The following is a 15,700-nucleotide window of genomic DNA, read 5'->3' as shown; positions in this document are numbered from 1 at the left end:
TGGCTTAAATCCAATGTCATCAACAATGTGTTCTATTCCACCGTTGCCGAAATCCGTCTGAGTGTCGGACAGTTTATGGATGAAATCATGAAATACCCACATGTCATCATTGATCGCCTATGCGTTCGATTTTGAATGTCAACTTCTTTCGTTCAACTTATATAGTACAAAAACAGATAGAATGGATTCAAATAACAGAACAACGATACGTCAAAATTATTTGTAAGATGCACTGTGACAGCAAATGAAGTTCTCCTGAGTAGAGGGGAGAAGATGAATATTGGATATCGATTGCAATTTAGAAGAGCTTTTACGGCATAGCTGGAAAAGATAATGCTGGTTGGCTTGATTAGCCGACCAGCACTTTCTCTTCGGGATATCCGATTTTGCTTGAACGTTTGTTCCTTGCCAATGCGTAGGCCAAAGTCAATGGGCCTAAACGTCCGGCGAACATGGTGGCGATAATGATAATTTTGCCGGCTCCGGAGAGCGTAGGCGTAACATCTAACGTAAGCCCTACTGTTCCGAAGGCCGAAGTCGCTTCGAACAGTATCTCGATGAATTCATCGCCCTTTTCGGTCAAGGTTAGCATGAATGCTACGATTAGAACTAAACCGAGAGAAATGATAATGATGGCCAGAGAGCGCAAGATCGTATCATAGGAAATTCTTCTTTTGAAAATATGCACCTGTTCCCTGCCTCGAATCGTGCTGTACATGGCTACAATCAAGATCATGAAGGTGCTGGTCTTGATTCCCCCGCCTGTTGAACCGGATGAAGCGCCAATGAACATTAAAAAGATAATCAAAAACTGTGATGCTGTCAAAAGCCCCGATAATTGAACAGTATTAAACCCAGCTGTGCGAGTGGTCACACTCTGAAAGTAAGCCGACCATAGCTTCTCGCCGATGCTCAAATCCCCAAACACGGACGAATTCAGCATCTCCAATGATAAGATAAGTAGAAAGCCGCCTGCGGACAACAAAATTGTCGTAAGCAAAACGATTTTGGTATGCAAGGAAAAACGTCTCCATCGGCGTTTTTTGTAAATATCGACCATAACGATAAAGCCCAAGCCTCCGCAAATAAACAATAAGGAGATGATAATATTCACAATCGGATCACCAACGAATCCGGCAAGATTGTCTGAAAACAATGAAAAACCCGCATTATTAAAAGCCGAAACCGAATGAAAGATGGCATAATATGCGGCCTTGCCGACCCCCATCTCGTGAATCCAACGCAGCCACAACAAGTATGCGCCGATTAACTCGAAAGAGAAGGATATAATGACAATCGTCTTCACCAGCCTTACTAACCCTTGAATCGTATTGGATTTCGTTGATTCCTGAATGAAGACGCGATGCTTTAACCCAACCTTTCTTCCAAGTATGACCGCGATAATAACACCATAGGTCATAAAGCCAAGGCCGCCAATTTGAATTAGCACCATAATAATAATTTGACCGAAAATCGTAAAATTCGTTCCGGTATCAATAACCGTCAATCCTGTAACGCAGACTGCGGAAGTTGCTGTAAATAACGCATCCAAGAAACGGATCGAGCCGTCTCCCACCGTTGCGATAGGCAAATCCAGCAGAAATGCGCCAATCAGTATCGTAATGGCGAATCCGATAACAGTCCACTGATGCGGATTAAGCTGATTCTTCTTAATTGTTGCGACATCCATTTAGCAAGCCTCCCAAAATCACTGCACATACGTATTATCACCAAATCATCCGGTTTTTTGCACAACAAAAAACCACAGAGGCGAATTCTCTATGGTCGAATTGAACATGAGTGTATGCGATTCCTCTCCCGAACAACGCTTACGAGGTTAGCTGACGGATTCGGGAGTCGAGATCTCCCTACCATTACCTACTCTGGATTCACCCCTGCGGCGACTTTTTTGCCGCTTCGGTTCCCCCGCTTTTTCTTTGAAAAACTCAGCGTTTCAATATGAAGTTATAGGCTTATGCTACTCCTATCCCCTTGAAATGTAAAAGGCTGAATACGGTATATTTCTGACGAAAACATCAGCATATGCTTGAAAACAGCGATTACATCGCCTTAAAGGGTAATGAATCGCTGATTTCCCCTCATTTACTCGGAATCAGAGTCATCCTCCGTTAAACGCTCATACAAATAATCGACGATATGCATGGCTTCCATTTTGAACGGAGGCTTGTGTTTCTCGATGCCGAGCTTCATCTGAAGCAAACAGCCCGGGTTGCTGGTCAACATGTACGAAGCGCTTGTCTTAGCCGCATGCTCCATTTTATGCTCCAATAATTGTCCTGCCATCTCAGGCTGAGTAACATTGTATATGCCCGCTGAACCGCAGCAGCGGTCAGAATCTTTCATCTCCACAAAGGTTGCGCCCTCTACTTGCTTCATTAGCTGCCTTGGGGCGGATGAGCTCTTCATCACATTGCGCAAGTGACAAGAATCCTGATACGTTATTCGATGTTCTTGAATATTATTGTCGCGCTCGGCAAATTCCGGAACTCTGCCTTGCTCAACGATTAACTTGCTAACATCAATTACCCGCTCCGCGAACCACGCAGCTTTCTCCCGATATTCATTGTCCTCATGCAGCAGATGATCATATTCAATCAATAATGCGCCGCAGCCGCCGGCATTGGTGGCGATATAGTCAATTCCTGCAGCCTGGAACGCATCAATATTCGTCCGGGCCATCGCTCTGGCCTGGTCCATCTCTCCGCTATGGGCATGCAAAGCGCCGCAACAAGCCTGCTCCTTCGGAATAACGACATCGAAACCGGACTGCGACAACAGCTTCACCGTATTCACATTGGTTCCCGCGAACATGACGTCCATGATGCAGCCTCTGAACAGCGCCACTCGGGCAATCGCTTTGCCTTTCGCCGGATAGTAGGTGCCGATTCTCTCGATAACGCCTTTGGAAGTCGCTTCAGGCAGTATCGCTTCCATCTCTCGCAAATGCTCAGGAAATAGCCGCATGATGCCCGTGCCTCTGGCTATGCGCTGCAAGCCGGATTTCTGATAAAGCCCCAGCGCTCCTCCCATCCATTTCATACTGGACTGTTTGGGAAATACATGCTTGAACATCATGTTGCGCAAGCCTTTCACCGGCGCACTATGTTCGGCGTGATCCTCAATCGCATCGCGGGCTTGCTCGATGAGTTGGCCGTATTTCACATCGGCGGGGCAGGCAGGCTCGCAGGCCCTGCATCCGAGACAATGATTCATCTGCTCTTGAAACACTTCATCGGGATCCATAAGACCATCGGCTACCGCCTTCATCAATGCAATTCTTCCCCGAGGTGATTCGGCCTCTATTCCGGTTTCCTTGAATGTCGGACAGGCAGGAAGACAGAAGCCGCAGCGCATGCAATTGGTTAATTGATCATAATCAAGCTTGTTCAATAATGTTTTGGCGAGCGGGTTGCTATGCTCCATATTCGGTTTGTTCATCACTTGTTGATCAGCCATGCTGCAAAATCACCCGCTTCTTCGTTTCTTTGGCGAAAACTTTACCAGGATTCAAAATGCCAAGCGGATCGAATGCCGCCTTGATGCCTTTCATCACTTCGATGGCCGGAGCTCCTACCTTCCACTCCAAATACGGCGCTTTGACAATTCCTACGCCATGCTCGCCTGTTATCGTGCCGCCAAGCTCTATAGAAGCCTCGAAGATTTCGGCAAATGCCTGCTCAACCCGATGAATTTCCTCAACATCCCGAGCATCTGTCGTCGCAGTCGGATGAAGATTGCCGTCACCTGCATGTCCGAAGGTAGCGATGGTTACGTTGTATTTCTGCGCAATCTCGTTAATCTTAAGGACCATATCGGCAATCTTCGAACGCGGTACCGTTGCATCCTCCAGTATCGTGGTCGGTCTCAATCTGGCTAATGCGGTGAATGCGCTACGCCTTGCCGTAAGCAGCTTCTCCGCCTCTTCTCTGTTCTCGGCGATTTCGACGCGATCCGCCGCTTCCAGCTCGCAGATGGACTTGATCATCGCGATATCTCGTTCAACCAGTTCGGGATCGCCGTCTTGCTCAATGAGCAGAATCGCTTCCATGTCGCGGGGCAATCCGAGCTTGGCGAAGTCATCGACCACCCGAATCGTCGGATTATCCATGAACTCGAGCGTAGCCGGAATAATTTTGGCTTCGATAATGCGGGAAACCGTCCGTGCGGCGCCGTACAAATCCTTGTACATGGCGAGCATCGTTCTCTTTGTCTTCGGCGGCGGGATCAGCTTCAAGGTCGCTTCTGTAATGACGGCAAGCGTTCCTTCGGAACCGACCAGCAGCTTTGTCAGATCATAACCAGCCACATCCTTCATCAGCTTGCCCCCGGTTCGTATAATGCTGCCGTCGGCAAGCACGGCCTCGAGTCCGATTACGTAATCCTTCGTTGTTCCATATTTCAGTCCGCGAAGGCCTCCTGAGCATTCCGCGATATTGCCTCCGATTGTGCTAATCTTCATGCTGCTCGGGTCTGGCGGATAGAACAAGCCGGCCGCTTCGACATAGGCAATCATCTCGGCCGTAATCATGCCAGGCTGAACTCGAAGCGTAAGATTCTCCTGATCAAGCTCAATGATTCGGTTCATTCGGTGCATGACCATCACGATTCCGCCTTGCAGCGGTACTGTGCCGCCGCATAGATTCGATCCCGAGCCGCGGCTCACCAGAGGAATCCGATGCTGGGACAACAGCTTCATGATGTCGGAAACTTCCTCTGTATTGGATGGATAGATTACGCCGTCAGGCAAGGATTGCAGCATAGGCGTTCCATCATAAGAATGTGTAATTCGCGCTTCCATATCTTCCCGATAATAGCTTTCTCCCACAATTGCCCGAAGACTGGACGAAATATCCCCTGTCATAAATTCGTATACCCCCCCAATAGATCAGGTCATCTGATGACTTTGCATTCATTATAGCTTATGATTAAATAAATGAACAGAAATAATTCAAAGGGATGATCTGACGCATGAAAATCGAAACGAAAAAAGGACATGAAATCGTCGGGAAAGCGATCCTGGATAAAATACAAGCCGGCGAATGGATTCCCGGCCAGAAGCTGCCGTCCGTGGTCGATTTGTCCGCTTCATTCGGCGTTGGCCGTTCAACCGTCCGTGAGGCGCTGAGCGCTCTCAAAGCGACGGGATGGCTGGATATTCGCCATGGCGGAGGCACCTTCATCAAGAAGGAGCTTCCGTCCAAGGATGCGAATGCGCCTGCTGATTTGTTCCAGGAAGCGGATTCCGTTCTGGAAATTCTGGAGGTCAGGATGGTGCTCGAGACAGGAACAGCGGCACTTGCCGCCGAGCGAAGAACCGAAGAAGACTTGCAAAGGATGGAGAATATTTTATCTAAAATGGAGCAAGCGTTGCTTGGAGAGAAAACATCAGAAGGCGAGCAGGCCGATGTCGCGTTTCATACCGCGATTGCAGCCGCATCGAAAAATAAGATTCTCATTCAGCTCATGGATTCATTGACAAGCAAGCTTAATGATACGATCTCCAAGACGAGAGAGCTATGGTTCTACCAAGAAAGAGCAACCGCGGCAAGACTCCTCGAAGAGCATCGCATGCTGTATGAAGCCATCCGCAGCAGCGATGCCAAACAGGCCTCTCTGCTTATCGAAGCGCATTTGGCAAAGGTCTTGCAAGTTCTTCACAAGTCTATATAAAATCAGATTCCATGTACTTTATTTGAAAACCCTTGCGCAATAAGGGCGCACAGCTTTATAACATATAATGAAACTCTTAATTCGGAGGTCATTAGAATGGGAAAAAGCTACTATGTGTCCGTAGAAGGAAATGATAAAAACGATGGAAGCAAGAAATCTCCACTGCAAACGATCATTCGCGCCAGAGACAAAGTTCGCGAAGATATCAAACGCGGCTTCATTGAAAATATAGACATCATCATTCGAGGCGGAGTCTACGAGCAGCACTCCCCTCTTAAGTTCGACGAAAAGGATTCCGCAGTCGAAGGCCAGCGCATTCATTATCGCGGCTACAATGACGAAGAGGTTGTATTGCTCGGAGGCCGCCGTATAACGGGCTGGATTCGGTTCGATAACGGCATCTGGCAGACAGATGTTAAAGATATGGAATTCCATACGCTATATGCGGATGGAAAGCGAGTCCCGCAGGCAAGGCTTCCTGCAAGCGGTTACTATGTGTCGGCAGAACATGACCCGAATACTTCATCCGATCAAAAAACACGTGAAATCCATTATCATGAAGGCAATCTGCCCGCTTCCTTCAACTATGAGGATACGCAGGTATTCGTATGGCCGGGCGAAGGAGAATGGAATTGGTTCTCGGAGACGAAGAAAGTCGCCTCTATCGATGAGCAGCTGCATAAAATTCGCTTCCAAAACCCATCGTCTTGGCCGATTGGTTCAGAGTCACGCTATTATATTCAAGGCTCGCTCGATTTCTTGCAGTCTCCAGGACAGTTTCACCTGGATCGGAAGAAGGGAATTCTATACTACTGGCCGGCAGATGCGAATGCAAACCCGAATAAAGAGATGATCGTAGCTCCAGCTACAAAGAGATTGTTGGAATTTAACGGTTCTGCTGCCGATCAGCCCGTTCGCCATTTGCATTTCTCGGGAATATCCTTGTCATGCACAGATTTCTTCGATGAATATACCATGATGGATGAGAATGTGGAGCAGCCCCAGCATCGGGAGGGCATCATCTACATCAACCGCGCCTCGGGAATTAGAATTGAAAATTGCAAAATATCCCTTTCAGGCAGCTGCGGTATTTATCTTGATCATTATGCGAATGAAATCAAAATTTCCGATAATACGATCGGGCAGCTAGGCTATAACGGAATTAGCTTGAGCGGTTTCGCTCCAGGGAAAGGCCCTTTCAACAATGCTTCGGAATCCTTCACGAACGGCCGTCATTGTATCACAAACAACGTTATCTCGCACGGCGGCCAGCTCGTCGGTCATGGCTGCGGCATCCTCCTCTACCAGAGCGGCGGAAATAAAATTATGAACAACCGAATCGCCGAGATGCCGCGCTACGGCATTTCTCTAAAAGGCTTGCGACACAAAACGATGCCGAAAAAGCTGTATAACACTGAGGTTACTTGGGAAAATCACTGGGATTTTCTGCACAGCCGAAACAATTTTATTGGCTTTAACGATATTTCCGAGGTCATGACCGACAGCCAGGATGGCGGTATGATTGAAGCCTGGGGCGTCGGCAAAGGGAATATCATTCATTCGAATTATCTGCATGACAGCGGCATCCATTTCTCCTTCGGCTTCGGCATTTATCTCGATGATGCGGCCGACGGCTTTACGATTACACATAATGTACTGCACAGACTATACAGTACGGGCGATGGAAAGCTTTGGATGTTAATCTTCTCGAAAGGCATCGGCAATAAAATTATGAATAACCTGCTGGTCTCCAATCCTCATGCTATTTCCGCGATCGGATCGCAAGAAATGGCAGATGAGGAAAACAAAGATATCGAAATCGCTTCCAATATCATATACAATTCTGGATATCTCTATTATTTCGTCAACTACCAAGAAGATCGCTTCAATTCGGCCAATCATAATTTATACTTTAGAAACAATGCTCCTTGTCTCATCGCAGGCAAGCTTCCGCTTAAGCCGCTCGGTCCCGATTGTCTGGAAAGATTCGAATACGAGTGGAGCGAATGGCGCTCCTTGCAGAATGGGAAGTATGATCAGCAATCCCTTATCGCAGACCCGTTATTTCGAAATGAACTGGAAGCCGATTTCAGACTGCAGCAGGCTTCTCCCGCCTATGAGCTTGGTTGGAACGACATCTCATTCTACGAAATCGGACCCAAATGGATCAGATAGAAATCAGGGGGGGCTTGAATCGAATGAAAGTATTCGGATTTTATAAATCCAAAAAATATTTGCAGCGAGTCATGTTCTCCATCATGGCTACGATGGTCATGGTCATCGTCGCAACCTCCGTCTCCAACACATACGTACTGGAGAAGTCTGTAAAATCCGTCCAAGAGGATTCCAATCTTAAGGTTCTATCGCAAATTCAGTATAATCTGACCTATATGAACGATATTATCTCCCGGCTGGCGCAATTCGTCTACCGGGATCAATTTCTTATTCCGCTAATGTTCAGCAGCGACATTCCCGAAATGGATTTTATCCGGGGACATCAGCAAATGAACAATATTATGGAGAGCTCCTCCTTCCTGCAATCAATGGTCATCTACAACAAGGTCAAGTCGGAGTTGTACGGCACGAACGCTCAATTCCTGCTGGACGGCGGAATTACGAAAGAACGCATTCGCAATTCCATCTTGAACAACGGTCAGCAGCCCACCAATCGACTCATTCCGATGAGCCTTACGCAGGATGAAGGACGCGTCGACACCTTCGCGTTCATCGTGACAGACTCGCTCAAGCCATTCACCAATCAGCAGTCCGCGATCATTCTGTTCATCAAATCGGATTGGGTATTCGAGAGCTTGAAGAAGATGAATGTCGGCAGCGGGCGCGATCAGGGCGAGGTGTATATTCAGACTCAGGACGGTCAAATTCTCTCCTCCGATCTGAGCGGATTAACGGCCTCTGAAGAGAACCAGAACAACGTAAAACAGCTTATACAAGCAGATAAATTGACCAATCGGCATTCTGCCGGATTCGTAATCGGCAAGTGGTCCGGCGAGAAAAACATGATCACATATATGGATGACGGCTACGGCTCCTGGACCATACTGTATGTTCAATCCTATGATAAGCTTATGGAAATCGTCACCGAAACGCGCAATCATGCCTTGCTGCTCTCCGGCATTTCCCTGGTGCTAGCTATTGCGATTTCGATTTGGCTGTCTTATAAGCTGTACAACCCGATCGAAAGCATGATTAAGCGAATAAATCCGTATTTGTCCGACAATAAGCTGGCGGCCTCGAAGCCTCGCGACGAGCTCGGACTCATGAGCGAAAATATCCTGGAGCTGACAAATAAATGGAAGGAAATCAGCTCGGAGAAGATTGTGAACAAGTACTATATTCGAAAATTTCTAACAGAAAGCCAGCTGTTCACCCATCTCGATATGCAGCATCTCATCAAAAAGCATGAGCTCAATATTTCGATAAAGGATCCGCTGCTCGTATGCGTGCTGAAGATCGACCGCTTCGCCGATTACGACAGCAAAGCGGCAGGCTCCTCCAAGAAGCTCTACAACTTCGCATTCGTCAATATCTCGAGCGAAATTATGAGCCGGCGATACCCCTGCGAAGCCGTAGAGCTAAGAGGCGATCATATCGTGCTCATCGTTTCGAGAAACGCCGAGGATACCCATGCGGAATTCAGTCAAGTCATACCGCTGCTTCGCGAAATCCAGGAAACGATCGAGGGCTACTATAATGTTTCCCTGTCCTGCGGCATAAGCGATGTCATCTCGCAATATCCGTTCCTGTCCTCGGCTTATACGCAGGCGCTTCAGCTCAGCCAATATATGATCGTGAAAGGTTTCAAAGCGATTATAACGTCTCAAGACATGCAGCAGAATTTGCAAAACAAGGATACGACCTTGCCGGATGCGATTGGCAAGCGTCTCGCGGAAGCGCTGAAGAAAGGACAGATGACCAATGCCGGCAATGAGCTGGAGAAGGCTTTCTCCTTCATCTCCGCTTTAGATTACGAGGATATTATTCGCTCCGTATCGAATTTGGCATGGCTCATCAAGGATGTCGTGAATGACATGAATAAGAATCGAATCGTCTCCTTCGATATCGAAATCGACAACCTGCATCAAATTGCTCAAGACAAGGACACGTTGGAGGAAATGTATGTGGCTCTGCTCGCGGTCTGCTCGAAAATATGCGAAGGCGGCAGACCTGCCGTCATGGAACGCAATCAAATGATGCTGGAGACGATCAAGGAGCTTATCGAGCAGAAATACGCGGACATCAATTTAAGCCAGCAATCGATCGCAAATACGGTTAAACTCTCCTCTGCCTATATCGGAAAGCTGTTCAAGGAAAGCTATCAGATGACGATAACCGAATATATGAATGATGTTCGATTGAAGCATGCGCAGGAATACCTGGAGCGGGATGACTACACCATTGCCGAAATTATGGACAAATGCGGCTACGCAAACCAAAGTTATTTTTTCCGCCTGTTTAAAGCCAAGGTAGGCAGCACTCCAAAGGAATATCGCATGAAAAAATCGATTTCCTGAAGCGGCTTCCAGTAATCCATACAACCCATTCACCACGCAAAAAGGTGGCGAATGGGTTTTGTTTTGCGCTTGAAAATGCCGTCATTCCGCGTAAATTCAATGATTCGAACATTGTACAGTCGGGGTTTACAGTAATTCGAAAAACCTATTCTATGCAATGGAATCTTCTCATGGCATGATGGGCATCAGAACAGGATTGCTTCAAATGGAGGAGATCATAATTGGCAAAAACAAATCATGTCGCACAGAAACAACCGCCGTCGATTCGGGGCAACCGCTCTAAAAAGAATTGGCTGCAGAAGGAATGGAAGCATCTGGTCATGAACAGGGAGCTGCTGCTGCTCGCGTTGCCCGGCATTCTCTTCAAGCTGGTCATTGCCTATCTTCCCATGATCGGGTTGATTCTGGCATTTAAGTATTTCAGGTATGATCAAGGCATCTTCGGAAGCAAATGGATCGGTCTCGACAACTTCGAATTTCTATTCAAAGCCCAGGACGCCATTCGCATCATACGGAATACGCTGCTTTACAACATATCCTACATCGTGCTCGGCACCGTCGCCGCGCTCTTGCTGGCGCTCCTGCTGAACGAGCTGCACGGCAAATTGATCAAAGTGTACCAGACAACGATGTTCCTGCCGCATTTCATTTCGTTCGTGCTCGTCGGCTATATCGCAAACGCTTTCCTCGACACGAAAGCCGGCTACCTGAACACCATAATCGGCTGGTTCGGCTTTGAGCCGCATAAATGGTATTTGGAAACGACGCCATGGATCTTCATTCTGCCCATCGTCGCATTGTGGAAAGGAATCGGCTTCTCAACTTTGGTCTATTACGCCGGGATCACCGGCATAAGCACCGATTATTACGAAGCCGCAAGGTTAGACGGCGCCACCAGAATCCAGATGATGTCGCGCATTACGCTTCCGCTGCTGAAGCCTCTCATCATCATCTTGTTCATCCTTGGACTCGGCAATATATTCCGCGGTGACTTCGGCTTGCATTATTTCGTCCCGAACAACGTCGGACCCAACTTTCCGACAACCGATATCATCGATACGTACGTGTACCGGGCGCTTACCAAGCTTGGCGATATCAACTCGGCGGCTGCCGTAGGCTTCCTGCAATCCGTCGTCGGACTGGTAACCGTCGTAAGCGCAAACTTCATTGTGCGAAAAGTCGATAACGAGAACGCATTGTTCTAGATTGGAGGAGATTGTCCATGCTATCAACGAAATCGTTTAATTTTCTAAATCTATTCATCATTGTCTTTCTTTCCGTGCTGTGCCTTATGATCGCGCTCCCATTCGTGCTGGTCATCATCATATCGCTGACATCCGAGAACAGTCTCGTTCATAACGGCTATCAGTTCTTTCCTCAAGAGTGGACAACGGAAGCCTACCGCATCGTGTTTCAAAAGCCGGACCCGCTATTGAACGGCTATATGGTGACGATCTTCATCACCGTCGTCGGCACCTTCATCTCCTTGCTGCTCACCGCGATGACGGCGTATCCGATTTCGAGAATGGATTTCCGGTATAACCGGCCCATTACGTTCTATGTCTTCTTCACCATGCTGTTCAATGGCGGCCTCATCCCGTTCTATATTCTGATGACGCAGTATCTGCATTTGAAGAACTCGCTTTTGGCGCTCATTATTCCCACCCTTCTCAGTCCATTCAACATCATGATCATGAAGGGCTTTCTCGATAAAATTTCAAAAGAAATCATCGAATCGGCGAAGGTCGACGGCGCCAAGGAATTCCGCATTTTCTTCAGCATCATTCTGCCGCTGTCCACGCCGGCCTTGGCAACGCTCGGCTTGTTCATCGCCTTCGGCTACTGGAATGAATGGTATTACGCCCTGCTCTTCATCGACAACGACAAGTTCATTCCGCTGCAGCTGCTGCTGGTTCGCATTCTGCAACAAATCGAATTTCTCGCCAATTCGCCGATGGCCGAGGTCGCGGACAAAATTGCATACGCCAACTTCCCTACCCTGTCCGTGCGGATGGCGATGGCCATTCTGGCCGGAGGACCGATGGTTGTCATCTTTCCTTTCTTCCAGAAGTATTTCGTGAAGGGTATTACAGTAGGTTCCTTGAAAGGATAAGGAACGACTATTGTGCCATATATACATTCATACTAAATGGAGGGTTCAAACGTGAAAAACAAAAAGAAAGCTCTGCTCGCAACCTGGTTGGTTCTGACATTGTGCTTGACAATGCTCGCAGCATGCTCGAACAACAACGGCAATACGACGAACACGGATCCGACAAACGCGCCGACTTCAAGCGGCGGAGACGCTTCACCGACTGCCGATGGCGGCGCGGCTTCCGATCTGCCGTTCGTCAACCTGACGTTTCTCTATCCGGTAGCAGCGGATCCAGGGCCAGACCAGAAGCTGGTTAACGATGAAATCAACAAATATTTGAAAGAAAAAATCAACGCTTCCGTAACATTGAAGCCGCTTACCTTCGACGAATATGAGCCCAAGCTTAACTCCATGCTCGCGGCGGGCGAGGATTTCGATATCGCCTGGAGCTCCAAGGGCTGGCTTGGCAATTATCAGCCTTATATCGACCGGGGCGCATATCTGGAAATCACCGACGAAATGATCGAGAAATACGCGCCGGAAGCCCGAGCCAACATTCCAGACAAATTCTGGCCGGATATGTACGCCGTTGACGGCAAAGTATATGGCTTCCCCATTTACCAAGTCGCAGCCAAATCCAAGAGCTTGGCTATCCAAAAGCGCTTCGTAGACAAATACAATCTGGACATCGGCACCATTCATACGTACAAGGACATCGAGCCGTTCCTGAAAACGCTGAAAGAAAACGAACCGGATATTATTCCGCTCGGCCTCGCCCAAAACTCATGGGGACTCTACACTAACCGTGATTACGTAGATTCCGGCGGTTTTGCATACGCAAAAAATGATCCTAATTATACCTTTATCGGAGCTCTTGCTATGCTTGACGAGAAAACCGAATACTTCAATACGATGCGCAGCTGGTATCAAGCCGGCTACATCAACGATGATGCTCCAATCATTCAGAATATTAATGATCTGAAGAGCAAAGGCAATGTTGCCGTAACGCTGGAGTTCACCTCCAAACCGGGCGGCGAGATTGGCGAAATGGCTATGAACGGCGGCAACGAAGTGGTCTATGCCCAAATTTCCGACAGCTACTTCACTGGCATCGCGAGCGCCATGCACGTCATCAACAAAAGCTCCAAAAATCCGGAGCGCGCGCTCATGCTGATCAATCTGCTTAATACGGATAAATACCTGTACAACTTGATCTGCAACGGCATCGAAGGCAAGCATTACACCAAGACAGACGATCAATATATCGAGCCGATAAAGGATTCCGGCTATGCGCCGAACGGCGACTGGGTATTCGGCAACCAATTCAACGCTTACTTGAAGCCCGGCATGGCTCCCGACACATGGGAGAGAACCATCGAGCTCAACAATACGGCAATCGTCCCAGCGACCAGCGGCTTCAATACGGACGAGACGAATATTAAGGCGGAAATCGCCAACGTCACTGCCGTCAAGAACGAATACGAGGTCGCGCTGGAATCCGGCTCCGTAGATCCGACGAAGGAGCTTCCGAAATTCAAGGATAAGCTGATCGCCTCCGGCGAAGAGAAAATCGAGCAAGAAACCGAGCAGCAATGGGAAGCGTTCAAGAAGGAAAAAGACTTAGTGAAATAAAGCAGTCTTTCCTAATAAAAAGAAGCTTGGCCGGGGATTTTTCCCAAGCCAGGCTTCTTTCTTTGTAGAGCTCGCCATCGCTGCAAGTATCATTGCCCTTTACTCTTCAGGGCGTACCCGCTTTACGCATGCCAAATTCTTGGCATCGGCAGCGATTCTTTGCCGAGCTCCGCCCAGATATATTTCAGCAGCAGCTCGGATTTCAATGCGGCATATTGCGGATCATGCCATCGGTTATGAAGCTCGCCCGGATCCTCCTCCAGATCAAACAACTCACCATAGTTCTGATTATAGTAGACTGTTATTTTATAGCGCTTGTCCACGTAAGTTTTCTGGTGAATGGTCGTCGCTTCATGCCGGAATTCGCAGATCGCATGATCTCTAGCCATCGATTGCCGTCCCAGCCACACCTCCTTCTGATCCACGCCTGTCATCGCGTGCGGTATGGGCAGATCGCAGAAGGACAGGAAGGTTGGCGCCAAATCGACCAGCGATTGAATCGCTTCCGAGGTTTGGCCTGCGGGAACCTTGCCTGGATAGCGCACGACGAACGGAACCTTGATCAGATCCTCATAATGAAAGCCTCCCTTCGCCTGCAGACCGTGTTGACCGAAGAAATGGCCGTGATCGGTCGTGAAGACGACAAGCGTATCCTCCGCGAGGCCGAGCTCGTCAAGCTTGTCCAGAATTTTACCGATATATTTGTCCATCATGGAAATCATGCCGTAATAGACGGAAACGAGCTTCTTCCGATCATAGTCGGTCAGCTTTTGCTTCTTGCCGTAACCGTAATTGAGATGGGATCCATAACCGTGAATGCCATAACCGCTTTCCTTCAAATGAGAGAAATCCGGATTTTCTTCCTGGGTCATGGCGAAATGCGGCGGATTCAGATCATGCTCTCCGGGAAAGATGGACGGAATCGTAAGCTCCGCGTCGTCATACATTGTATCCCAAGGCTCCGGCACGAGATATTCCGGATGCGGGTCGAAGAAGGAGGACCACAGGAAGAAGCTCTCCCCCTCCTCTTTATACTGCTCCAGCATGGCGTTCGACCGCTCCGCAATCCAGGTGTTGTAATGGAATTCCTCCGGAATCGGCCATTTGTACGTCATGTTCTCATCCATCGTTCCGGTTGGAGGCAGGAAATAATCACGCCAATTCGCGCAGCCCTTCTCCTCCATCCAGAGCGCGTAATGCTGGCCGACATGCGCTTCGTTCGTATGATTGCGCGCGAGCTCGACATGGTCGAAGCCGTAGAAGTCCTCGTCGAACGCCTTCCACTTCTCGAGATCCTGCAGATGCGGATAAGCTTCCAGAGACGTATACTCCTCGGTTGAGGTGAGCGGCTGAAAATGCGCCTTGCCGATGAGCGAGGTTTTGTAGCCCGCAGCCTGGAAATCCTCGCCTACCGTATGCCGGTCTTCGAGCAGCTTCGTGCCCAAGGTCCAAGCGCCGTGCTGGCTGGGATACATGCCCGTAATAATCGAAGCCCTGGTCGGCGTGCAGGTGGGATTAGGGCAATACGCTCGCGTAAATGTCGTCCCTTCCTTCACAAGCCGATCCAGATTCGGGGTATGCACTTCAGATTGGAATGCGCCCAGCGTATTCCAATGCTGCTGATCGCTTGTGATTAACAGAATATTAGGTTTCTTCATTGCTCAATCGCCTCCTATGGTATAATTATAGGAAATTGGCTTGAACATGGACATATCCGAATCTCAGGTATATTTACCTTTTTTTCAGAACA

General features: G+C 48.5%; 10 protein-coding genes and 1 riboswitch. Of the genes, 6 read left to right on the top strand and 4 right to left on the bottom strand.

Features of this window, described 5'->3' with window-relative positions:
* Positions 1–349: 349 nt before the first annotated feature.
* The 3 genes from HFP08_RS22705 to HFP08_RS22695 form a co-directional block, all read right to left on the bottom strand.
* Entirely contained in the window at positions 350–1,690 is a 1,341-nt protein-coding gene (locus HFP08_RS22705) for a TrkH family potassium uptake protein (protein ID WP_168122909.1), read from the bottom strand.
* Between the two features lie 121 nt (positions 1,691–1,811).
* Positions 1,812–1,962, bottom strand: a riboswitch (cyclic di-AMP (ydaO/yuaA leader).
* A 141-nt stretch (positions 1,963–2,103) separates the two neighbouring features.
* A complete protein-coding gene (locus tag HFP08_RS22700) occupies positions 2,104–3,477 on the bottom strand; it encodes a (Fe-S)-binding protein (RefSeq protein WP_168122908.1) in 1,374 nt (457 codons plus the stop codon).
* On the bottom strand, positions 3,470–4,882 hold the full coding sequence (locus HFP08_RS22695) for an FAD-linked oxidase C-terminal domain-containing protein (RefSeq protein WP_168122907.1): 1,413 nt from the start codon (positions 4,880–4,882) through the stop codon (positions 3,470–3,472). The genes HFP08_RS22700 and HFP08_RS22695 overlap by 8 nt, the downstream gene beginning before the upstream one ends.
* 107 nt (positions 4,883–4,989) lie before the next feature.
* Between HFP08_RS22695 and HFP08_RS22690 the strand changes: the two genes are divergently transcribed.
* From HFP08_RS22690 to HFP08_RS22665, 6 genes are all read left to right on the top strand, one after another.
* Positions 4,990–5,691, top strand: coding sequence for a FadR/GntR family transcriptional regulator (locus HFP08_RS22690; protein WP_240941756.1), 702 nt, complete (start codon positions 4,990–4,992; stop codon positions 5,689–5,691).
* A 96-nt stretch (positions 5,692–5,787) separates the two neighbouring features.
* Positions 5,788–7,866: a right-handed parallel beta-helix repeat-containing protein gene (locus tag HFP08_RS22685; protein ID WP_168122906.1), complete on the top strand. Its 2,079-nt coding sequence runs from the start codon at positions 5,788–5,790 to the stop codon at positions 7,864–7,866.
* Between the two features lie 23 nt (positions 7,867–7,889).
* Positions 7,890–10,223 (top strand): helix-turn-helix domain-containing protein, encoded by a 2,334-nt coding sequence (locus HFP08_RS22680; protein ID WP_168122905.1) that lies wholly within the window; start codon positions 7,890–7,892, stop codon positions 10,221–10,223.
* Between the two features lie 221 nt (positions 10,224–10,444).
* A complete protein-coding gene (locus HFP08_RS22675; protein ID WP_346768757.1) occupies positions 10,445–11,428 on the top strand; it encodes an ABC transporter permease subunit in 984 nt (327 codons plus the stop codon).
* A 17-nt stretch (positions 11,429–11,445) separates the two neighbouring features.
* Positions 11,446–12,336: a carbohydrate ABC transporter permease gene (locus tag HFP08_RS22670; RefSeq protein WP_168122904.1), complete on the top strand. Its 891-nt coding sequence runs from the start codon at positions 11,446–11,448 to the stop codon at positions 12,334–12,336.
* A gap of 51 nt (positions 12,337–12,387) precedes the next feature.
* Positions 12,388–13,950, top strand: coding sequence for an ABC transporter substrate-binding protein (locus HFP08_RS22665; protein WP_168122903.1), 1,563 nt, complete (start codon positions 12,388–12,390; stop codon positions 13,948–13,950).
* 122 nt (positions 13,951–14,072) lie between these two features.
* Here the strand turns inward: HFP08_RS22665 and HFP08_RS22660 are convergent, their stop codons facing one another.
* A complete protein-coding gene (locus HFP08_RS22660) occupies positions 14,073–15,608 on the bottom strand; it encodes a sulfatase family protein (protein WP_168122902.1) in 1,536 nt (511 codons plus the stop codon).
* Positions 15,609–15,700: the final 92 nt, after the last annotated feature.

This window comes from Paenibacillus sp. HB172176, from assembly GCF_011947265.1.
GTDB lineage: Bacteria > Bacillota > Bacilli > Paenibacillales > Paenibacillaceae > Pristimantibacillus.
The sequence above is the reverse complement of the archived record's forward strand: the minus strand, read 5'-3'. Positions and strand labels throughout refer to the sequence as shown.

Excerpts from the sequence above, each read along its gene's own strand:
- HFP08_RS22685 (WP_168122906.1), top strand. The coding sequence starts at position 5,788 with ATGGGAAAAAGCTACTATGTGTCCGTAGAAGGAAATGATAAAAACGAT.
- HFP08_RS22700 (WP_168122908.1), bottom strand. The coding sequence starts at position 3,477 with ATGGCTGATCAACAAGTGATGAACAAACCGAATATGGAGCATAGCAAC.
- HFP08_RS22695 (WP_168122907.1), bottom strand. The coding sequence starts at position 4,882 with ATGACAGGGGATATTTCGTCCAGTCTTCGGGCAATTGTGGGAGAAAGC.
- HFP08_RS22705 (WP_168122909.1), bottom strand. The coding sequence starts at position 1,690 with ATGGATGTCGCAACAATTAAGAAGAATCAGCTTAATCCGCATCAGTGG.
- HFP08_RS22680 (WP_168122905.1), top strand. The coding sequence starts at position 7,890 with ATGAAAGTATTCGGATTTTATAAATCCAAAAAATATTTGCAGCGAGTC.
- HFP08_RS22660 (WP_168122902.1), bottom strand. The coding sequence starts at position 15,608 with ATGAAGAAACCTAATATTCTGTTAATCACAAGCGATCAGCAGCATTGG.
- HFP08_RS22690 (WP_240941756.1), top strand. The coding sequence starts at position 4,990 with ATGAAAATCGAAACGAAAAAAGGACATGAAATCGTCGGGAAAGCGATC.
- HFP08_RS22670 (WP_168122904.1), top strand. The coding sequence starts at position 11,446 with ATGCTATCAACGAAATCGTTTAATTTTCTAAATCTATTCATCATTGTC.